The sequence below is a fragment of the Streptomyces sp. NEAU-YJ-81 genome (assembly GCF_017592595.1).
GTDB classification, from domain to species: Bacteria; Actinomycetota; Actinomycetes; order Streptomycetales; family Streptomycetaceae; genus Streptomyces; species Streptomyces hygroscopicus_B.
This window is the reverse complement of the sequence record NZ_JAGFNO010000006.1, coordinates 289022-309878: the sequence shown is the minus strand read 5'-3', so window position 1 is coordinate 309878 and position 20857 is coordinate 289022. Positions and strand designations below refer to the sequence as shown.

General features: G+C 72.3%; 17 protein-coding genes. 4 read left to right on the top strand and 13 right to left on the bottom strand.

Annotation, left to right across the window (positions count from 1 at the left end):
• Window positions 1–54: 54 nt before the first annotated feature.
• From J5X86_RS17520 to J5X86_RS17510, 3 genes are all read right to left on the bottom strand, one after another.
• The gene (locus J5X86_RS17520) at window positions 55–393 is read right to left on the bottom strand and encodes a P-II family nitrogen regulator (RefSeq protein ID WP_014055184.1); all 339 of its coding nucleotides are present in this window, start codon (window positions 391–393) and stop codon (window positions 55–57) included.
• Window positions 390–1676: an ammonium transporter gene (locus J5X86_RS17515; protein WP_208517716.1), complete on the bottom strand. Its 1287-nt coding sequence runs from the start codon at window positions 1674–1676 to the stop codon at window positions 390–392. Before J5X86_RS17515 ends, J5X86_RS17520 begins: the two co-directional genes overlap by 4 nt.
• 207 nt (window positions 1677–1883) lie before the next feature.
• Entirely contained in the window at window positions 1884–3398 is a 1515-nt protein-coding gene (locus J5X86_RS17510) for a hypothetical protein (protein ID WP_208517715.1), read from the bottom strand.
• Window positions 3399–3849: 451 nt separating this feature from the next.
• Between J5X86_RS17510 and J5X86_RS17505 the strand changes: the two genes are divergently transcribed.
• Window positions 3850–4521: a bifunctional DNA primase/polymerase gene (locus J5X86_RS17505; protein WP_208517714.1), complete on the top strand. Its 672-nt coding sequence runs from the start codon at window positions 3850–3852 to the stop codon at window positions 4519–4521.
• A gap of 163 nt (window positions 4522–4684) precedes the next feature.
• Here the strand turns inward: J5X86_RS17505 and ftsY are convergent, their stop codons facing one another.
• From ftsY to J5X86_RS17480, 5 genes are all read right to left on the bottom strand, one after another.
• Window positions 4685–5905: a signal recognition particle-docking protein FtsY gene (ftsY, locus tag J5X86_RS17500; RefSeq protein WP_208517713.1), complete on the bottom strand. Its 1221-nt coding sequence runs from the start codon at window positions 5903–5905 to the stop codon at window positions 4685–4687.
• 34 nt (window positions 5906–5939) lie between these two features.
• Window positions 5940–6590: a response regulator transcription factor gene (locus tag J5X86_RS17495; protein ID WP_119991630.1), complete on the bottom strand. Its 651-nt coding sequence runs from the start codon at window positions 6588–6590 to the stop codon at window positions 5940–5942.
• Between the two features lie 258 nt (window positions 6591–6848).
• Window positions 6849–8981 carry a sensor histidine kinase gene (locus J5X86_RS51975; protein ID WP_279595229.1) on the bottom strand — a complete coding sequence of 711 codons (2133 nt, stop codon included), beginning with the start codon at window positions 8979–8981 and terminating at the stop codon, window positions 6849–6851.
• A gap of 1 nt (window position 8982) precedes the next feature.
• Window positions 8983–9291: a hypothetical protein gene (locus tag J5X86_RS17485; protein ID WP_014055177.1), complete on the bottom strand. Its 309-nt coding sequence runs from the start codon at window positions 9289–9291 to the stop codon at window positions 8983–8985.
• 136 nt (window positions 9292–9427) lie between these two features.
• Window positions 9428–9826 (bottom strand): hypothetical protein, encoded by a 399-nt coding sequence (locus J5X86_RS17480; protein WP_208517712.1) that lies wholly within the window; start codon window positions 9824–9826, stop codon window positions 9428–9430.
• 203 nt (window positions 9827–10029) lie between these two features.
• Between J5X86_RS17480 and J5X86_RS17475 the strand changes: the two genes are divergently transcribed.
• On the top strand, window positions 10030–11016 hold the full coding sequence (locus J5X86_RS17475) for an LLM class flavin-dependent oxidoreductase (protein WP_208517711.1): 987 nt from the start codon (window positions 10030–10032) through the stop codon (window positions 11014–11016).
• Between the two features lie 42 nt (window positions 11017–11058).
• Here J5X86_RS17475 and J5X86_RS17470 read toward each other — a convergent pair whose 3' ends face one another.
• The 4 genes from J5X86_RS17470 to J5X86_RS17455 all read right to left on the bottom strand — a co-directional run bounded on the left by J5X86_RS17470 (window position 11059) and on the right by J5X86_RS17455 (window position 18213).
• Window positions 11059–12477, bottom strand: coding sequence for a sugar porter family MFS transporter (locus tag J5X86_RS17470; protein ID WP_208517710.1), 1419 nt, complete (start codon window positions 12475–12477; stop codon window positions 11059–11061).
• A 217-nt stretch (window positions 12478–12694) separates the two neighbouring features.
• Window positions 12695–17110 (bottom strand): AAA family ATPase, encoded by a 4416-nt coding sequence (locus J5X86_RS17465; RefSeq protein ID WP_208517709.1) that lies wholly within the window; start codon window positions 17108–17110, stop codon window positions 12695–12697.
• 239 nt (window positions 17111–17349) lie between these two features.
• Window positions 17350–17559 carry a hypothetical protein gene (locus tag J5X86_RS17460; protein ID WP_014055172.1) on the bottom strand — a complete coding sequence of 70 codons (210 nt, stop codon included), beginning with the start codon at window positions 17557–17559 and terminating at the stop codon, window positions 17350–17352.
• A gap of 372 nt (window positions 17560–17931) precedes the next feature.
• Entirely contained in the window at window positions 17932–18213 is a 282-nt protein-coding gene (locus J5X86_RS17455) for an acylphosphatase (protein ID WP_208517708.1), read from the bottom strand.
• 191 nt (window positions 18214–18404) lie between these two features.
• Between J5X86_RS17455 and J5X86_RS17450 the strand changes: the two genes are divergently transcribed.
• Complete coding sequence (locus J5X86_RS17450; protein WP_208517707.1) at window positions 18405–19340, top strand: CAP domain-containing protein; 936 nt, start codon at window positions 18405–18407, stop codon at window positions 19338–19340.
• A gap of 146 nt (window positions 19341–19486) precedes the next feature.
• Window positions 19487–19960, top strand: a complete 474-nt coding sequence (locus tag J5X86_RS17445) for a helix-turn-helix domain-containing protein (RefSeq protein ID WP_208517706.1) — start codon at window positions 19487–19489, stop codon at window positions 19958–19960.
• On the opposite strand, the gene mutM is transcribed toward J5X86_RS17445, so the two are convergent.
• A complete protein-coding gene (gene mutM, locus J5X86_RS17440) occupies window positions 19876–20808 on the bottom strand; it encodes a bifunctional DNA-formamidopyrimidine glycosylase/DNA-(apurinic or apyrimidinic site) lyase (protein ID WP_208517705.1) in 933 nt (310 codons plus the stop codon). The two genes, J5X86_RS17445 and mutM, sit on opposite strands and share 85 nt — an antisense overlap.
• Window positions 20809–20857: the final 49 nt, after the last annotated feature.

The window sequence follows — 20857 nt, the reverse complement described above, 5'->3', positions numbered from 1 at the left end:
GGCCCTCGGAGGGCGCCCGGGCCGCGGCCCTCGGAGGGCGTCCCGGCCCGGCCCTCAGAGGGCGTCCGGGCCGCGCTCCCCGGTACGGACCCGGACGGCGGTCTCGACGGGGACGCTCCAGACCTTGCCGTCCCCGATCTTTCCGGTGCGGGCGGCCTTGACCACGACGTCGACGAGGTCGTCTGCGTCCTCGTCCTCGACCAGCACCTCTATGCGCACCTTCGGCACCAGATCGACGGTGTACTCCGCGCCCCGGTAGACCTCGGTGTGGCCGCGCTGACGGCCGTAGCCGCTGGCCTCGGTGACGGTCAGGCCCTGGACGCCGAACGCCTGCAGCGCTTCCTTGATCTCGTCGAGCCGGTGCGGCTTCACGACTGCGGTGATGAGCTTCACGCGTCCACCTTCTTGTTGTGCGGCTTCTGCGGCGCGGACGCGCCGGTCGCGGCGGGCACCGTACTACGGGCGGACCCGCCCACCGCGCTGAAGTCATAGGCGGTCTCGGCGTGGAACGCCTGGTCGATGCCGCCGAGCTCCTCGTCCTCACTGGCCCGGAAGCCGATGGTCACGTCGATGAGCTTGGCGAGGATCCAGGAGACGACGAAGGAGTAGAGCAGCACCGTGAAGGCGCCGAGCGCCTGCTTGCCGAGCTGGGCCGCGCCGCCGACGCCGTCGGTGGCCAGGACGCCGACCAGGAGGGTGCCGATGACACCGCCGACCAGGTGCACCCCGACCACGTCGAGCGAGTCGTCGTAGCCGAGCTTGTACTTGAGGCTGACGGCCCAGGAGCAGACGACACCGGCCACCAGGCCGATCACGATGGCGCCCCAGGCGTTCACCGCCGCACCCGAGGGGGTGATGGCGACCAGGCCCGCGACCGCGCCGGAGGCGGCGCCCAGCGTGGTGAACGCGCCGTGCCGGATGCGCTCGTAGGCGAGCCAGCCGAGCATCGCGACACCGGTGGCGACCTGGGTGTTGAAGGCCATGTTGGCGGCGGTCTCGTTGGCCGCGAGGGCGGAGCCGGCGTTGAAGCCGAACCAGCCGAACCACAGCAGACCGGAGCCGAGCATCACCAGCGGCAGGTTGTGCGGGCGCATCGGGTCCTTCTTGAAGCCGATGCGCTTGCCGAGCACCAGGGCCACGGCCAGGCCCGCGGCGCCCGCGTTGATGTGGACCGCCGTGCCGCCCGCGAAGTCGATGACCTCCTTCTTGAACAGCCAGCCGTCGGCCTGCCAGACCCAGTGGGCTACCGGGAAGTAGACGACCGTGGTCCACAGGGTGATGAACAGGGCCCAGGCACCGAACTTGACGCGGTCGGCGACGGCTCCGCTGATCAGCGCGGGGGTGATCACCGCGAACATCAGCTGGAAGAGCGCGAAGGCCAGGACCGGGATCGCGTCGGGCTTCTCGCCCCATAGCGAGGTCGGCTCGATGCCCTTGAAGCCGATGTGGTCGAGATTGCCCAGCAGCCCGCCGCCGATGTCATCGCCGAAGGTGAGCGAGTAGCCGAACAGCACCCACAGCAGCGAAACGACGCCGAGCGAGATGAAGGACATCATCAGCATGTTCAGGGCGCTCTTCACCCGCACCATGCCGCCGTAGAAGAAGGCCAGGCCAGGGGTCATCAGCATCACGAGCGCGGCGCTGATCAATACGAACGCGGTATTTGCGCCATTCAATGTGGACGTCTCCTCGAAACGACGGCCCGTGCGGGCAGGACATCGGGGGGCCGGTATTCGCCTCGAGGTTGGCGCAGCACCGTTTCAGCCGATGCCGCCCGATGTTTCACCGCAGTGACGAAGGCCGCGGGAGTGTTACGTGCCGATGAACCGCGGCTGTCAGGGCGGAGCCCTCCGTTACCGTGTCGCAACCACCGCCGGGACCGCTCAGACGGCCTGGCCGGGCCCCGCAGCTCCCGGCGTGTCGGGCATGAGGGTGGCCAGCCGCTCGCCGAGATCGGCGATCTCCGGCACGTCGCCGAACTGGCGCACCGCCGTGTCCACGGTCTTGCGCAGCCGGTTGTTAACCCGCTCCGAGCGCACCCGCTTGGCGAGCGGCAGCGCCAGGCGGGCGACCCCGGCGGCCTGCTCCGGCTCCCTCTGGAGGAGATGGACGGTGGCCATGCCGATCAGGTTGAGCGCATACGAACGCTGGGGGCCCGCGTCGTTCTCCGTCTCCTGGCCGAAGAGCTTCACGGCCTGGCGCATCACCGGGTCGGCCATCTTGGCGTAGGTGGGGCTGCGGCCGGCGACATAGGCGAGATCGCGGTAGGAGTGGGCGTTCTCCGCGTTGAGCTCGGCCTCGGAGAAGAAGCGGATCCAGTCGGGGTCGCCGTCGCCCTTGGCGCAGTCGGCGAAGGTGTCCTCGGCCATCTTCACCGCGCGGTGGCATTTGCTGGGCTGGCCCATATTGGCGTAGGCGCGGGCCTCCATCGCATACAGCATGGCCTGGGTGCGCGGGGTGGCGTTCTCCCGGCTGCCGTACTGCGCGAGGTGGATCAGCTCCAGCGCGTCGTCGGGCCGGCCGACGTGGATCATCTGGCGGCTCATGCCGGAGAGGATGTACGAGCCGAGGGGGCGGTCCCCGGACTCCTTGGCGGCGTGCAGGGCGAGCACGAAGTATTTCTGCGCGGTGGGCTGGAGCCCGATGTCATAGCTCATCCACCCGGCCAGCTGGGCGAGCTCGCCCGCGACCTTGAACAGCCGCCGGGAGACGGCCTCCGGATGCGGCTCCTGGAGCAGGTCGGTGACCTCGTGCAGCTGGCCGACCACCGCCTTGCGGCGCAGCCCCCCGCCGCACTGGGCGTCCCAGGCGCGGAACATCACGATGGTGGACTCCAGCAGCTCCAGCTCCGGCTCGGAGAGCCGGGAGACCCGGCGCGCGCGCCCGGCGTCCGCCGCCTTGGCGCCGCCAAGCTGTCCGCCCGTGGAGGGCACCAGCCAGCGCTGCATCGGCTCGATGAGGGCGGGGCCCGCGGACAGCGAGAGCGAGGTGCCGAGGAAGCCGCGGCGGGCGAGCATCAGGTCGCTGCGGGAGAACTCGCCGATCAGCGCGACCGTTTCGGGCCCGGCCCAGGGAAGATCCACACCGGACACGGACGGTGACCGGTGGACGGCGCGCAGCCCGAGGTCCTCCATGCCGACCACACAGCCGAAGCGCTCGGAGAACAGCTCGGAGAGAATCTGCGGAATCGGCTCCCGGGGCTGCTCGCCGTCCAGCCAGCGGCGCACCCGCGAGGTGTCCGTGCTGATGTGGTGGGCGCCTAACTGCCGCGCTCTGCGGTTGACTTGGCGCGCCAGCTCCCCCTTTGACCAGCCGCTGCGCACGAACCACGACTGCAATTGCGCATTGGGGCGCTTCCCAGCACCGCCGCCGCCGTCACCCACCCGGAACGCCCCCATCCCACGAATCTTCCCGAACCGCCACCAGAATGCCTTCTGTCACGGTCAGTTGTCCCCGGGATGCGACGTATCAACCGTCCCGACAGGGAACCGCCTCATGCCAGGGGCATGTACCGATCCGTACTCCGCCCGTCGTCAGCTCGCGTTCGAGCGAGCACCACATCCAGGGACTGTGCACTGAAAGTAATCCTACGATCACGCCCCCGGCGAGGCGGTTCCCGAAAACGCCACCATTCGCCACCCCTTCGAATGAACCCGGTTACCGGTTCGCACGATTCACTTGACACCGGGGCGACGGGAAACAGGTGAAGGGGTGCAGGCGGGGGCGCACGGGTCGCGCCTCACCACCTCCGTCACATCGGAGCGCACTCTGCCGCGCCTCATCGACGACGGAGCGTCATCGCGACGTTCCGGCTCGTAACCATCCAGAGCGGGACCCGTTGGAGGGGGCATGGGCTTCACGATCGGCGGCAACCGGGACATGCGGTCCGGCTCACGACGCCGCGGCCGTACGTCCGAGTCCACGACGGTGGCGGAGTACACCGGTCTGTGGGGCTGGGACGTGGTACCGGGCGCGCGGGCGGCACGGAGCTCGGGGGGCGGCAGAAACGAATGTTCATGCGGTGACCACGGCTGTCCCTCCCCCGGCGCGCATCCGCTCGCCTTCGCCCCCGGCGTCCCGGCGGGCGCCACGCTGGACGCCGCCGCGGCCGCGTGGGAGCAGGTCCCGGGGGCGGCCGTGCTGCTGCCCGTGGGCCGCTCGTTCGACGTCCTGGAGGTCGCGGAGTACGCGGGCGGACACGCGCTGGTCCGGCTGGAGCGGATGGGGCTGCCCCTCGGCCCGGTGGCCGTCACCCCGCACGGGCGCGCCCAGTTCCTCGTCGCCCCCGGCGCCGCCGCCGAACTCCCCGAGCTGCTGTACCGCATGGGCTGGGACGACGCCGACCTCGATCTGCGCTGTCTGGGCCCGGGCGACCACATCACCGCCCCGCCCTCGGACCTCGGCGGCCTCGGACCGGTCCGCTGGCTGCGCCCGCCGACCCTCGACACCGCGGGCCGCCCGCCGCACGCCCGGCTGGTCCTTGGCACCCTCGCCTATCTGAGCCGCCGGGCCGGGGCCTGAGGCAGCTCCCTCTTACGCGAGCACCCTCAGGCTCCCCTCTTACGCGAGTCTTACGCGAGCGCCCCGTACGCGGACGCCGTGAAAGCCGGACACGAACGCCGGACGGGCCGGGAGTCAACCCCGGCCCGTCCGGCGCGATACGGGTGATCCCCCCACCACGGCCTCAGCCGCCGATCAGCGCGTCGACGAACGCCTCCGGCTCGAACGGCGCGAGATCATCCGCGCCCTCACCCAGCCCCACCAGCTTGACCGGGACCTTCAGCTCACGCTGGACCGCGACGACGATGCCGCCCTTGGCGGTGCCGTCCAGCTTGGTCAGCACGATGCCGGTGATGTCCACGACCTCCGCGAACACCCGCGCCTGCACCAGGCCGTTCTGCCCGGTCGTGGCGTCGAGGACGAGCAGCACCTCGTCCACCGCGCCGTGCTTCTCCACGACCCGCTTGACCTTGCCCAGCTCGTCCATCAGACCGGTCTTGGTGTGCAGCCGCCCGGCGGTGTCGATCAGGACGACATCCGCGCTCTCCGCGATGCCCTCCTTCACCGCGTCGAAGGCGACCGACGCCGGGTCGCCGGCCTCCGGCCCCCGGACCGTACGGGCGCCGACCCGCTCGCCCCAGGTCTGCAGCTGATCGGCGGCGGCGGCGCGGAAGGTGTCGGCCGCGCCGAGCACCACGGACTTGCCGTCCGCGACGAGCACCCGGGCCAGCTTGCCGGTCGTGGTGGTCTTACCGGTGCCATTGACGCCGACGACCATGACGACGCCCGGCTTCTCCTCGCCGTTCGCGCCCACACCGCTCTCGGTGTGCACCGAACGGTCGGCCTCGGTGCCGATGAGGCGCAGCAGCTCCTCACGCAGCAGACCGCGCAGCTCGTCGGGGCTACGTGTGCCGAGCACCTTGACGCGCTCGCGCAGCCGCTCGACCAGCTCCTCGGTCGGCGCCACACCGACGTCCGCGGTCAGCAGCGTGTCCTCGATCTCCTCCCAGGTGTCGTCGTCGAGGTGCTCCCGGGACAGCAGCGTCAGCAGCCCCTTGCCCAAAGTGGTCTGGGAGCGGGACAGCCGGGCGCGCAGCCGGATCAGCCGGCCGGCGGTCGGCTCCGGGACCTCGATCGGCGGGACCTCGGGCGGGGCGGCGGCGGGTGCCTCCGCGGCCGGGGCCTCGGTCCCCGGAAGGTCCACCTCCTCGATGGTTCTGCGTGGTTCCTCACGCGGGGTTTCGGCCTCCTCGCCGACGTGCGGTTCGGCGGGCGGCGCGGTGACGGTGGGGCTGCTGGGCGGGGGCGGGGGCAGCCGCTTCTTCTTGCGGCCGCTGATCACGAGCCCGCTGATCGCGGCGACCGCGACCACAGCGATGACTACGGCAAGGATGAGGTATTCCATAACGCCCCCAGTATCAGCCACGAGGGGGAGCGAGTCATTCGCCTCCCAGCCCGGCCTGCCGGGCACGCACGATCGCCTGGGCGCGGTCGCGCACTTGGAGCTTGGCGAAGATCGAGCCGACGTGATTGCGCACCGTCTTGTCGGTGACCACCAGCCGCTGGGCGATCTGACGGTAGCCGAGACCGGCCGCGAGCAGGTCCAGCACCTCCCGCTCCCGGGCCGTCAGAGTCGGGAACGCCTCCTTGGCGGACGCCGAACCGGAGGCGCCGACCAGCGCGCCGAGCCGCTCGGCCATCCGTGGGCTGAAGACCGCGCCGCCGCGCGCCACGGTGTGCAGCGCCCGCAGGATCTCGTCCCGGCCCGCGCCCTTGAGCAGATAGCCGCGGGCCCCCGCGCGCACGGCGGCCAGCAGGCTGTCGTCGTCCTCGGACATCGTCATGACCAGCACCCGGATCTCAGGGTGATCGCACAAGATCCGCCGCGTCGCCTCCAGACCGGACCGGCCCGGCAGCCCGAGATCCATCACCACCAGATCCGGAGCGGTGCGCACGGCCTCGGTTATCGCCCCGTCCGCGCAGGCCGCCTGCCCGACGACGGCGAACGCGTCATCGAGATTGACGGCGGCGGCCAGACCCTCACGGAAGAGGGGATGATCGTCCACCAGCAGCACCCGCCACTGCGGCACGCTATGACTCCTTCTTTTGTGAGGCTCGGTTCGCCTCCGGGGCGCCTCAGCCTCCCCCAGCTACCGCTGGGAGGTGCCCCCTGTCGAGGTCGACCGTGCTCGGTCGCCCACGCGGCGGAGCCGCATATCGATCGCAGCCCTCGCTCCCTGCGCGCGCTCTCCCTTTCGACAGCGGCGCGCCCATTCGGCTCGCCCCCAGCTACCGCTGGGAGGTGCCCCCGGCCAGAAAACCCCAGCACCCGGAGGCTCCATGCCGCCCTAAGGCGCCCGGCTCATCGGTCTGCCTGTCTTGAGCAGCGCCCGGCACGCCTCGTGCCCCGTGGGCTTCCGGTGCTCCTCGGGGTTCCCGTGTTCGCCCGGTCCGGCGAGCGGCAGTACCGCGTGGACCACCGTGCCGGTCGCCGATCCGGTCACCGAGCAGGAGCCGCCGATCTCCTCGGCCCGTTCGGTGACCGACGCGAGGCCGACCCCGGGCACCGCGGTCTCGCGCAGTCCGCTCCCGTCGTCGGCGACCTTGACCTCAAGGGTGTCCGGGCCCGCGGTCAGCTCGACGCTCACCTGGCGCGCCCTGGCGTGTCGTACAGCGTTGGTCAGCGACTCCGCCGCGATCCGGTACGCGGCCGTCTCGACGCCGGGCGACAGCGGAGGCAGTGCCGCGGGGCGGCTGGCGACGCTGACCCGTAGCCCGGCGACGCCCAGGCGGTGTGCCAGGTCCCGGACCGCACCGGCCAGTCCGCGCTCGGCCAGCGCGGCAGGCGCCAGGCCCGCGGTGATCCGCCGCACCTCGACCAGGGCCTCGGCGAGCGTCTCGGCGGCCTCGCACAGCTGCGGGGTGGCGGGGTGACCGGGCGGACAGGAGGTCTGCGCGATGTCCAGGCGCAGCCTTACGGCGGCCAGTTGGGGGCCGAGTCCGTCGTGGATCTCCCGGCGCAGCCGACGGCGCTCCTCTTCGCGGGCGAGCACCAGCCGTTCCCGGGCGGCTTGAGCCTCCTCGGCCAGGCGCAGCGCGGCGAGTGCGGGTGCGGCCTGGTCGGCGAGGAGGGAGAGCAGTCCGCTGTCGCGTTCCGCCGGGGTGCCGGAGCCGTCGCGGGAGACCTCCAGTCGGCCGACGGTGCGGCCGTGGTGGCGCAGCACGAACGTCTGGACCGGGCCGGTCAGCGGGGCACCCTCGGAGGCCAGCCGCCGGGGCCCGGCGCGGGTGTCGACGCTGACGGCGGCACCCGAGACGCCGAGGTCCTCCACGGCGCTGCGGCAGATCTGCTGGGGCACCTCGCCGGGGTGCGGGGCCTGTTGCAGCCTTACGGCGAGGGCGCTCACGGCTTCGTGCGGGCGGTGCCGGGGACCGTAGAAGGCGCGCTCGACGCAGAGGGTGAGCCAGCGGGCGCTGGGCCGCAGCCCCCAGCCCAGCACCAGGGCGCACCCGGCGGTGACGGTGGTGGCCCCGCTCCGTACGGAGGGGAGTCCGGCCTGGACGGCGACGACCGCGCAGACCACCACGGCCGCCAGTGAGGTGAGCACGAAGGCGCGGGCGAGGCGGTGGCTGGTGGAGCGGTCCAGCCGCCATATGCCGGTGCGGGCGACGCCGAGGCAGATCGCGGCGGCCCATACGGCGCTGCCGACGGTGCGGGCCACGATGGTGGGCACGCCCTCGCCCCACTGGGACAGGAGGAGCGAGACACAGGCGGGATAGGCGGCGGCCAGCAGCGCCCAGTCGCGCCGCTCGGCGCCGCGCGAGAGGGCGGCGCGGCAGCACAGGGCGGCGGTCACGGCCGCCGCGACGCTGCGCAGCACCCAGGGCTCGGCTTCGGCGTAGGTGTCGAGGTGGTCGAAGGCCCACTGGCCGCCCGCGGTGGCGAACGCCGGGTTGAGCACGGAGCCCACCCGGGGCTCGCTGATCAGCCACAGCCCCGAGTACCCCAGCCAGTAGCCGGACGCGCCCAGGCTGATCACCCACCACTGCCACCGCCGGCGCCCGCCCCGCGGGAACAGCCACAGCGGCAGCAGCAGCACGGTCAGCGGGCGGCAGGCCATCTTGGCGGCGGCGAGCAGCAGGGACAGCACGGCGCCCGTGGTGCCCAGGTCGGCCAGGCCCAGCAGACCGGCCGCGGCCGAGGGCAGCAGCCACAGGCCGCCGGCCACCAGCAGGACGCCGCCGTAGCGCCGGGCCTCGCGCTCGGCCAGCAGCAGCACTCCGACGCCCAGCACCGGGACGCCCACGGCGACCCGGGTCAGCACGGTGGCGCCCCGGGGGTGGGGATAGGCGAGCGCGAGCCACTGGTCGTTGACCCTCAGCATCCCGGCCACCCATCCGGCCAGGACCACCACGATCAGTGCCGATACCCCGCCCGCGGCGCGCACGGCGCGGTCCTTCGGCAGTGCGGCATGTCGCATCTCAGCCGGCGGCCGGCCCGGCGGTCAGGGCGCGCGCCGCGCCGGAGCCGCCTCTGGCCCACAGCGTGACGTAGTTGTCGTTGCGGCCGGGGCGGCACTTGTACTCGTCCCACTTGTGCCGCTCGATGCCCGCCTTGCCCGCGCGCTTGCAGGCCGCGGTGGTGTCGTAGTGCCCCGCCTCCCGCCAGGCGGTGTCCTCGGACGTGGCGGCCGGGGAGGAGGCGGTGGCGGGTGAGGCGGCCGCGGTCCACACGACGGCCCCGGCGCTCAGGCCGAGTGCGATCGCCGTGCGGATTCGGGTAGGGCGCATGGTCGTTCTCCTTGGTCTCGCCCGAGCCCTACCCGCCGCCGCGGCCGTGAAGTGCGCGGATGCCGCGCCCCACCCGAACCGGTGACCTCCTAGCACCCCCGTTCCGTATCCCGTCGGCGGCGCCGGGGCTGGATACTCACCAGACGAGCACCAGTACGGCGACGGCGATCGTCTCGGCCTCTTCGTAAGGCAGTCCGAAGCGCATCAGGGCGAGCATGATGGGCTGCGCCGCCCAGACCTCCAGCGTGTCCAGGAAGTTGGCGAGCCGGTGTGCGTACCGGCGCACCATCGCGGTTTCGCGGGGGCTCAGCCGGCTGAGCAGCTTGGCCAGCAGCGCGCCCCCGTGGTGCAGGGCGGTCACCAGCAGCCGCTGCCGGATGAGCCGCGCGGCCTCGGGGTCCGGGGCGGCGCCGGAGAAGAGCGCGGCCTTGGCGGATTCCAGGTCCCCGGGGTCGCCCGCGGTCAGCCGGACCCGGTTGATCAGGTCGTCGATGTCGGCCGCGGTGATGAGTGATTCCCCCGTGCTGATTGTCACGCACCCCTCCTCAGTTGGCGTTGTGGGCTGCGGCCCATGGGGCGGGCCGACCCTTACGATCGGCCGCCCCGCGTCCCAGGCACATGAGTCATCCGTCCCGGCCGTGCCCGGGCGGTGGGCCGAACGGCCCATGCGGGTGGTGATTTGACGGTCCGTCAGTTACGGTCCGGCTGCCGCATCCGCGACGAAGGAGGACATCCGCCATGCCGGTCACGGTCGTACGCCTCAACCTCGTCGATCCCGACGCGACCCCGCGCAGCCTGTCCGAGCGGTACCGTGCCGCCCTCGAGATGGCGGCCTTCGCCGATGAGCGGGGCATCTCCACCCTCCAGACCGAGGAGCACCATGGCTCCCCCGACAACTGGCTGCCCGCCCCGCTGCCCTTCGCGGGCACGCTGCTGGGCGCCACCCGCCGGATCACCGTCACCCTCTCGGCGCTGATCGCGCCGCTGTACGACCCGCTGCGGCTCGCCGAGGACCTCGCCGTGCTGGATCTGGCCAGTGGCGGGCGGCTGATCACGGTGGCGGGGATCGGCTACCGGCCGGAGGAGTACGCGGCCCAGGACAAGGACTGGAAGCGGCGCGGGGCGCTGCAGGACGAGGCACTGGAGACGCTGCTCGCGGCCTGGACGGGCGAGCCCTTCGACTACCGGGGCCGCACCGTCCGGATCACCCCGCGCCCGTACACCCGGCCGCATCCGCCGCTGCTGGTCGGCGGCAGTTCGCAGGCGGCGGCGCGCCGCGCGGCCCGCCTCGGCCTGCCGTTCTTCCCGAGCGCGCATCTGCCGGAGCTGGAGGCGTACTACCACGCGCGGCGGGCGGAGTACGGCACCGAGGGCTGGTGTCTGATGCCCCCGGCGGCCACCCCGCTGCTGCATCTGTCCGAGGACCCGGAACGGGCCTGGGCGCGGTACGGCACCCATCTGCTGTACGAGGCGCGCAGGTACGCCTCCTGGCAGCAGGGCACGGTGCGCTCGGCGGTGCGCTCACGGGCCGAGGACGTGGAGGCGCTGCGCCGCGAGGGCGTCTACCGCATCGTGACCCCCGAGGAGTGCGTCGCGTACGCGGCGGAGGGCGGCGAGCCGGCGAGCCTGGTGCTCCATCCGCTGTGCGGGGGGATGCCGGTCGAGGAGGGCTGGCGGTCCCTGCGGCTGTTCGCGGAACGAGTGCTGCCCCGCCTCAAGGACTGAGGCGGGGCAGTTCTCCTGTGCGAGGAGTGGGCGGCGGGGGGGTTAGCCCATCTCCTCCAACGCCTTGCCCTTGGTCTCCGGCACCCACTTGAGGATGAACGGGATCGAGAGCAGGGCGAAGGCTGTGTACATGACGTACGTGGCCGACAGGTTCCACTCCGACAGGCTCGGGAAGCTGGCGGTGATGGCCCAGTTGGCGATCCACTGGGCGGAGGCGGCGACACCGAGGGCCGCGGCGCGGATCTTGTTCGGGAACATCTCGCCGAGCAGGACCCAGACCACCACGCCCCACGAGAGGGCGAAGAAGAGCACGAAGGCGTGGGCCGCGATCAGCGCGAGGACGCCCTCGGCGTGCGGCAGCTTGCCGTCCACCAGGTGGGCCGAGAAGGCCCAGGCCACCAGGCCGAGGGAGACGGCCATGCCGACGGAGCCGATGAGCGCGAGCGGCCTGCGGCCGACCCGGTCGACGAAGATCATCGCGATCACGGTGCCGAGGATGTTGATGATCGACGTGGTGAAGGAGTAGAAGAACGAGCTGCTCGGGTCGACGCCGACGGACTGCCACAGCGTCGAGGAGTAGTAGAACGCCACGTTGATGCCGACGAGCTGCTGGAAGACCGAGAGCCCGATGCCGATCCAGACGATGGGCAGCAGACCGAACCGGCCGCCGAGGAGGTCCTTGAAGGTCGACTTCTCCTCACTGCGCATGGCCCGGTCGATCTCGGCGACCCGCACATCGAGGTCCACGGTCTTGCCCTCGACCTCTTCGAGGACCTGCTTGGCCTGCTCGGTCCGGCCGGCGGAGATCAGGAAGCGGGGCGACTCGGGGATGGCGAAGGACAGCAGCCCGTAGAGGACGGCGGGGATGACCATGACGCCGAGCATCCACTGCCAGGCCTCCAGACCGGCGATCTGGCCGCGCTGGTCGCCGTCGGCGAGGTTGAGGATGCCCCAGTTGACGAGCTGGGAGATGGCGATGCCGACGACGATCGCGGCCTGCTGGAACGAGGCGAGCCGGCCACGGTAGGCGGGCGGGGCGACCTCGGCGATGTAGGCCGGGCCGATCACCGAGGCCATGCCGATGCCGATACCGCCGAGCACCCGCCACATCGCCAGGTCCCACAGCGAGAAGGGCAGCGCCGAGCCGACCGCGCTGATCGTGAAGAGGGCGGCGGCGATCTGCATGACGCGGATCCGGCCGATCCGGTCGGCTATCCGGCCCGCGGTGGCGGCGCCGATGGCCGAGCCGATCAGGGCGATGGCCACGACCTGGGCGAGGGCCGCGGAGCCGATGTCGTACTTGCCCCGGATGGCTTCGACCGCTCCGTTGATCACCGAGCTGTCGTAGCCGAAGAGAAAGCCACCCATCGCGGCGGCGGCGGTGATGAAGATGACATGGCCGAGGTGGTCCGGCTGGGCCTTGCGGCCCTCGGCTCCCTCTGCCTGCACGGTGGTGGACAACGTGAACTCCTGACGCCCGTCCGGCAACGCTGCCGGACGTGGGGGGGACGGCTGGCCCTTCCAGCGGAGGCTGCTAAGGCGTCGACCACCACTTGAAGGTAAAAGCAACGTTGCAGAGACTATTCCTTCAAGTTTCGAAGTCAATAGAGTGTGACGAAGAAATCGTTGCAGCATGGCGACACGCAGGGGCATGTCTTGACTTCAAGTATTGAATCGGTCACCGCAAGCGCTGACTGATGACCTTTGAGACACCGTCACCCTGCATGGAGACGCCGTACAGCGCGTCGGCGACCTCCATCGTCCGCTTCTGGTGAGTGATCACGATCAACTGGGAAGCCTCCTGCAGCTCCTGCATGATCCGGATCAGCCGCTGCAGATTGGTGTCGTCGAGCGCCGCCTCGACCTCGTCCATCACATAGAACGGGCTCGGCCGCGCCTTGAAGATCGACACCAGCAGGGCCACGGCGGTCAGCGAACGCTCACCGCCCGACAGCAGCGACAGCCGCTTGACCTTCTTGCCCGGCGGCCGGGCCTCCACGTCCACGCCCGTGGTCAGCATGTTCTCGGGGTCGGTCAGCACCAGCCGACCCTCCCCGCCCGGGAACAGCCGTGAGAAGACGCCCTCGAACTCGCGCGCCGTGTCCCGGTACGCCTCCGTGAAGACCTGCTCGACCCGCTCGTCGACCTCCTTGACCACCTGCAGGAGATCGGCCCGGGTCTTCTTGAGGTCCTCCAGCTGCTCGCTCAGGAACTGATGCCGCTCCTCCAGCGCCGCGAACTCCTCCAGCGCCAGCGGATTGACCTTGCCGAGCTGCTGGTACGCGCGCTCCGCCGCCTTCAGCCGCTTCTCCTGCTGCGCCCTCACATACCGCACCGGCTGGTTGCGCGGATGCTCGGGATCCTCCGGCAGCACCTCGCCCTCGGCGGGCGGGGACGGCGGGACGAGCTCGCCGGGGCCGTATTCGGCGATCAGCCCGGCCGGTTCGACCCCCAGCTCCTCCAGCGCCTTGCTCTCCAACTGCTCGATCCGCATCCGCTTCTCCGCCCCCAGCACCTCGCCCCGGTGCACCGAGTCGGTCAGCTTGTCCAACTCGCTCTTGAGGTCGCGCCCCTGGCCACGGGCGGTGTCCAGCTCCCGCTCGCGCTCGGCCTTGGCGCGCTCCGCGGCGTCCCGCTCCTGCCCGGCCCGTACCAGCGACACCTCGACATGCGCGAGCAGCTGACGGGCGCCGGAGGCCACGGCGGAGGCCACCTGGGCCTCATGGCGCAGCCGGGCGCGCAACTGCTCGGCGCGGGCCCGGGCCTCGCGCTCGGCGCGCGCCCCCCGGTCGAGCGCGTCGGCCCGCCCCGCGAGCCCCTTGACACGCTCCTCATGCGTACGGACTTGGAGCCGCGCCTCCATCTCGGTCTGCCGGGCGTTGGCGCCGTCGGCCGCGAGCCGGTCCCGTACGGAGGTGTCGGGCTCTTCCTCACCCGGTTGCTCCTCCGCCACCGCCAGCCGCTCGGCCAGCTCCTCCGCCTCCCCGGTCGCCCGCTCCAGCGCCTCCTCGGCCCTGGCGACGGCCGCGGCCGACCGCTCGGCCTCCCCGGCGGCCCCGCGCGCCTGCCCGGCCAGCCGGCCCAGCGACTGCGCGACCCGCGACTTCTCCCGGTCCGCCGCGCTCCGGCGGCCCCCGAGCTCCTCGACGAGCGCCAGGCACTCGGCCCGCCGCTCCTTCGCCGCGCGCTGCGCCCCGGCCAGCTCCTCGCACCGTACGGCGAGCCGCTCGAGCCGCGCCGCCGCCTCGTCGACGGACGCCTGCACCTCCAGCAGTGTGGGCGCCCCGGCGGACCCGCCCTGTGCGAAGTGCGCCCCGAGCAGATCGCCCTCGGCGGTCACCGTCGTCAACTCCGGCCGCCGAGTGAGCAATTCCTCGGCTTCCTCCAGGGTCCCGACCACCACCATGCCGTCGAGCAACCGCCTTACGGCGGGCAGCAGCGCCGCGGGCCCGGCCACCAAATCCGCCACCCATGGGGATCCTTCGGCCGTCGCGGCCTTACCGGGCTCATCGCGGGTGGCGGCCCCCTCGGGTACGGCACCCGGCACGGTCGCCTCTCCCCCGGCGGGATGCGGCACCCGCGCGGAAACGGCCGACGTGGACGACCCGGACGGCCCACCGACGGCGGCGACCGTGGCGCCGGGCTCCGAAGCGGGTGGGGCGCCGTCAGACGCCGTATGGGGACCGCGGCCCTCGTCCCCGGACGCCTCCGGCCGCGTACTCGGCACCACTGGCCGGCCGGCGCCGGGCCCTGCGGACGCGCTCGCGGCACCCGTGTCACCCCGGCTCGCGGCGTCGGTGCCCGGCGCGCGTGTGCCCGGGGCAGCACCGTCCCCCGCGTCGGGCGACGCCCCCGCGGTATCGGCGCCGGCCTGCGGCGCGCCCGGGCCGCCGGACCCCGACCCGGTGCCCCAGGAGTCCGCCCCGCCCGACGGTTCGCCGATCCCGCCGGGCCGAGAACCGTCATCGGAGCCGGAGGACCCGGCTACCGGACCGTCCGGGGACCGCGTACCCGGTACGGCGGCAGCGCCGTCACCCGCGTCGGTGGACCCACCCGCCCGGCCGTCCGGCGGGGGCGCGGCGGCCGGGGAACCCGCCCCGGCCGTGGGCGCTTCGGCATTCGCACCCAGCGCCCCGCCCGCCTCCGAACCGCCGGGCTCCGGCGCGAAGGGGGGAGCGGGGGAACCGGCCGCTGCCGGGGCGACGGCCGATCGCGGCGGGGTCACCTGGCCCGGCTCGCCCGGCACCGTCCCTTCGGCGCGCGTCCCCGGCACGAGGGCGGCGCCGCCCGGGGCGGGTTCACCGGAGGCGGCGCACGGCGCGCCGGAACCGCCCGGCTCCGAGGCGGCGGCCGGGGGCTCCGCGTGGTCGGGGGCGGCCGTGGTCAGGAGGAGGGCGGCGCGGCCGGCGTCATCGGTGCGCAGGAGGCGGATCGCCTCGGCCGCCGCGCGGGGGCCGGTGACGGCGATCGCGTCGGCGGCGGCGCCCAGGGCCGCGGCGACGGGGACCTCGAAGCCCGGGGTGACGGTAAGGAGTTCGGCGGCGGGGCCCAGGAGTCCGCCAAGGCGGTCGGCGGCGGCAAGCAGGGCGCCCGTGCCGTCCTTACGGCGCAGGCCGAGGGCGAGGGCGTCATGGCGGGCGGAGGTCGCGGCGCGCTCACGCTCGGCGGCCGTCGCGGCCTCGCGGGCCGCGCTCAGCGCGGTCTCCGCCTCGGCCAGCTCGCGCTTGGCGGCCTCATGGCGCTCCGCCAGTTCCGCGTCGTCCGCGTCGAGTCCGTCGACCTCCGCCTTGAGCTGCTCGTACTCCTCCTGCGCGGCGACCGCCCGGGTCTGTGCCTCGTCGCGGGACGCGGCCAGCCGCTCGATCTCGGCACGCGCCGAACCGGCCCGGCTACGAGCCGCGTTCACCTGGCCCTGGAGCCGGGCGAGCCCTTCGCGGCGGTCGGCGATGGCACGCGCCACGTCCTTCAGGCGGCGCTCCTCGTCGGCCAGGCTGCGTTCGAGCTCGGCCCGGTGCGCTACGGTGTCCTCCAGCGCCCGGCTCGCCGCTTCCAGGGCGGCCTCCAGCTCGGCCTCCTGCTCCCGGATGCGGGCCGCCTCGCGCTCCATGTCCTCCGGGTCGCGGCCGCGCCGCTCCTCCCCGGGAGCGGAGGTGGCGCTCTTGACCCGGGCGTCCGCCAGGCTGATCGTGCCGCGCACCCGCTCGGCGAGCTGCGAGAGCTCGTACCAGGTCTGCTGGGCGTCCCGCAGCCGGGGCGCGAGCTGACGCACCTGCTCCTCCAGCGCCGCCTCGCGCTGCTGTGCCTTGCGCAGCTCGGCCTCCGCGGCCTCCTTACGGCGCTTGAGCTCGGCCTCGTCGGCGATCTCGGCGCGCAGCGCCTCGCGCAGGGTCACCAGGTCGTCGGCGAGCAGGCGCAGCCGGGCGTCGCGCAGATCGGCCTGGATGACGGCGGCCCGCCGGGCCACCGCGGCCTGCCGGCCGAGCGGCTTGAGCTGGCGGCGCAGCTCGTCGGTGAGGTCCTGGACGCGTGCGAGGTTGGCCTGCATGGCGTCCAGCTTCCGCAGCGCCTTCTCCTTGCGCTTGCGGTGCTTGAGGACGCCCGCGGCCTCCTCGATGAAGGCGCGGCGGCCGGTCGGGTCGGCGTGCAGCACCCCGTCGAGCTGGCCCTGCCCGACGATGACGTGCATCTCACGGCCGATGCCGGAGTCGGAGAGCAGCTCCTGGATGTCCAGCAGCCGGCAGGTGTCCCCATTGATCTGGTACTCGCTGCCGCCGTTGCGGAACATGATCCGCGTGATGGTGACTTCGGCGTAGTCGATGGGCAGCGCGCCATCCGCGTTGTCGATGGTGAGCGAGACCTCGGCGCGGCCGAGCGGGGGACGGCCGGTGGTCCCCGCGAAGATGACGTCCTCCATCTTCCCGCCGCGCAGGGACTTGGCACCCTGTTCGCCCATGACCCAGGAAAGGGCGTCCACGACATTGGACTTGCCCGAGCCGTTGGGGCCGACGACGCAGGTGATACCCGGCTCGAACCGGAGCGTCGTGGCGGAGGCGAAGGATTTGAACCCTCGCAGGGTCAGGCTCTTGAGATGCACGCCTTTGGACTCTACCCGCCACCCCTCTTCCGGCACCGTCCCGTGACGGTGGCGCCGCGCTCCCGTCCCGGCTTTTTCTCGGTTTCAGCAATGATCGGTTTCACCGCTGGGAGAGAGGGGCACATCAGTCGGTAAGGGTGGCTCGGAGACCACTTGGGGATACGACGAAGGGACGCCGAGGCGTCCCTTGAAGGTTCTCAAGCGGCTGACGATGCAGCCCGACCGGCCCTTGGGCTGGGTCAGGCGAGCGCAGGCTCCGCCTGGGATACGTCGATGCTTTCGAGCAGCGAGTCGCCGTGGTAGTGAGCGGCGGCGGACAGTGCGTCGTTCTCGGCCTGAATCCGGACGAGCTCGGATTCGAGATCCTGGACGCGCTGCTGAAGCCGTCGCATCTCGGCGAGGACTCGGGGGTCGGAACCGCCGACGTAACCGAGAAGCGCCTTTGCCATGATGGATGGTCCTCCACACTGAGTGACCGACCGAAGCGGTCTGGGTCGTGAGGGATTTGCACCCGCGTTGCCTGCCGAATTACTACCGTGCTGTGCGGCAAACAGTTAAGGTGCGCGGGGCTTCCAGCGTCTCACCAATTGGTTTGAGGGTCAACACGATCACATGCCGACGGGGCCGCAGGGGTCGAGAGCACACGGGCGGCGGACTGTGCCCACCCCTCTCCAGAGGACCCATGGCGGTCGGGGATCTTCCGTGACACCGCAGCCTTCCACGGCGCGGCTTCGTTGGCAACCATCAGCCGATTTCTGCTCACCGTGCGCAGGGAAGGCATGGTCAGCGGGGTACCGCGGAGGGTGCCTCCGGTGAGTTGATCAACGGATTTCGAAGGTGCCGTAGCCACCGCGCGGTGTGTCCCAGATCTCGGTGATTCCCTCGACTTTCCCGGGCGTGTCGCCATCCTGCAGCCATTCGAGTAGCTGTTCGCATTCCGCACGCGAGCCCTCCGCGACCACCTGCACCCGCCCGTCGGCGAGGTTGGAGGCAAAGCCGACGAGGCCCCCGATACGCAGCGCGTTGGCCCGGGTGTACCAGCGGAAGCCGACGCCCTGGACATGGCCGCGGACCCACACGGTGAGGCGGACTCTCTCGTTCATACGCGCACGCTAACCCCACCCGCGAGCAGGCGCTAAACCATCCAATTAGCCACTGGGCACGCGCGTTGGGGCCCGAATGGCGTACAGTCCCGGCTCAACGAGACTCACCCACACGAGTGATACATGGCTCGCGCACACGAGTGACACATTTCGAGCGACTTTTGACGCCGAGAACACAAGGAAGGCAGGAGATGGGCCGCCATCGACGATCTGCCCCCGGGGCCGTGGCGCACGAGGCCATCGCAGGCCGCCACCGGGGACCGCACCGGAGCCCCCTCGCTCCGGTCCGGACCGGACTGTTGGGCGTGTCCGCCGCCGTCGCGGTTGGCGCGGTGGCGATGGCCTCCGGACTCGTTCCGGGAGACGGCTACAAACTGGGCGGGGGCAATGACTCCGCCGGACAGGTCCAGGCAGGCGGTCCCACGGACTCGGGCCTGGAGACACAGGGCTCGCAGTCCGCGGCCCCGACCGGCCGCAGCTCGATACCGCCCAGCCGCGGCGACGATCGCCCTCACGCACCCTCCACAACTCCCTCCAAGACCCCTTCCAAGCCCTCCAGCACCCCTTCCACCACACCGCCGGAGCAGCCGGGGTCCTCCGCGCCCTCCGGGAACGGCGGAGACGGCGGAAACGGCCAGGGCAAGGGCAAGGGCAAGGGCAACTCGAAGGGCGGCGGACACGGGAAGCCGTCCCGTACGCCCACGACGGAGCCGACCGCGCCCGCGCCGCCGGCGGAGTCGGCCGGTCCCGAGACCGCCTCGGAGACCGAGGTCCTCACCCTCGTCAACGAGGAGCGCGAGAAGGCCGGCTGCGCCCCCGTGACGGCCGACCCCAAACTCGCCCAGTTGGCCGAGGACTTCAGCGAGGACATGTCCCTGCGCCAGTTCTTCGACCACATCAGCCCCGACGGCGACAGCCCCTGGGACCGCGCCGAGAGCGCGGGCATCCTGGATCTGGGCGGGGAGAACATCGCCCGCGGACAGTCGGACGCGCAGGCCGTCATGGACTCCTGGATGAACAGCTCCGGCCACCGCGCCAACATCCTCAACTGCTCGTTCAAGCGACTGGGCGTCGGCACGCACCTCGGCACCGGCGGCCCTTGGTGGACCCAGGACTTCGGCTACTGAGCCGCTGAGCGGGCAGCCGCCGCAGGTCACCCGCCAAGCCCGGGGCGTACGCACGCGCCCCGGGCTTCGCATGCGCCCGCAGCTGCATACTCACCATGCGAAAGCGCAGCCCGGGAGTCAGCGCTGAGTGCGCGTATGGTGTGTGCATGGACTGTGAACGCACTGGCGCGGCGTCCTCCACGGCGGACGCGGAGAACCTGGCCTTCGACGTGTTCGCCCGCGCCTGCCCCTCGCGCGGCACGCTGGAGCATGTCACCGGAAAATGGGGCGCCCTCATCCTGGGCGCGCTCCATGAGGGCACCTTCCGCTTCAACGAGCTGCGGCGGCGGGTCGACGGCGTCAGCGAGAAGATGCTGTCCCAGACGCTGCACGCGCTGGAGCGCGACGGTCTGGTGCACCGCGAGGCGCAGCCGACCAACCCGCCCCGCGTGGACTACCGGCTGACCCCGCTGGGCAGCGGTGTCGCCGAGCGGCTGCTGGCACTGATCAATCTGGTCGAGGACCGGATGCCCGAGGTGCTGACGGCGCAGGAGCGCTACGACACGGCGCGCGCCGACAGCGGCGAGGCGGCCGGGCGGGACGCCGGCCGGGCCGTGATGGCCGGGCGCGGCGGGCGCTGACAGCGCGGGCAGAAGTAGCTGGAGCGGTTCATCCAGGGGCGGCGGCGCATCGCGGTGCCGCAGCGGCGGCACGGCTCGTTCTCGCGGCCGTACGCGTCCAGGGAGCGCTCGAAGTACCCCGACTCGCCGTTCACATTGACGTAAAGGCTGTCGAAGCTGGTGCCGCCGACGGCCAGCGCCGCGGTCATCACCTCGCGCACATGGCCGAGGAGTTCGGCGGCGCGCGGGCGGGCGAGGGTCGCGGTCGGCCGGTCGTAGTGCAGCCGGGCGCGCCACAGCGCCTCGTCGGCGTAGATGTTGCCGACCCCGCTGATCAGCGACTGGTCCAGCAGGGCGCGCTTGATCGTGGTGCGGCGGCGGCGCAGCGCGGTGTGGAAGGCCGCCTCGTCGAAGGCGGGGTCCAGCGGGTCGCGGGCGATGTGCGCGATGGCGTCCGGCAGCCCCTCCAGATCGCCGGGGACGGTGTCGTGCAGCGAGAGCCCGCCGAAGGTGCGCTGGTCGACGAAGCGCAGCTCGGTGCCCGCGTCATCGGCGAAGCGGACCCGGATGCGCAGATGCTTCTCGTCGGGGGCCTCGGCCGGCTGGACCAGCAGCTGCCCGCTCATCCCGAGATGGGCCAGGACCGCCTCGGCGGCGGCGTCATCGTCGAACGGCAGCCACAGGTACTTGCCGCGGCGGCGGACGATCCCGGTGCGGCGGCCCCTGAGCCGGGCCGCGAAGTCCTCCGGGCCGCCGAGGTGGCGACGGACCGCGCGCGGATGCAGCACCTGGACCTCGGCGACCGTACGGCCGCTGACCCAGCGCTCCAGTCCGCGGCGGACCACCTCGACCTCGGGCAGCTCGGGCAACGGGGGCCTCCTTGGCCTTGAGCCCTCACCGCCCCCGGGCGGAACGGCC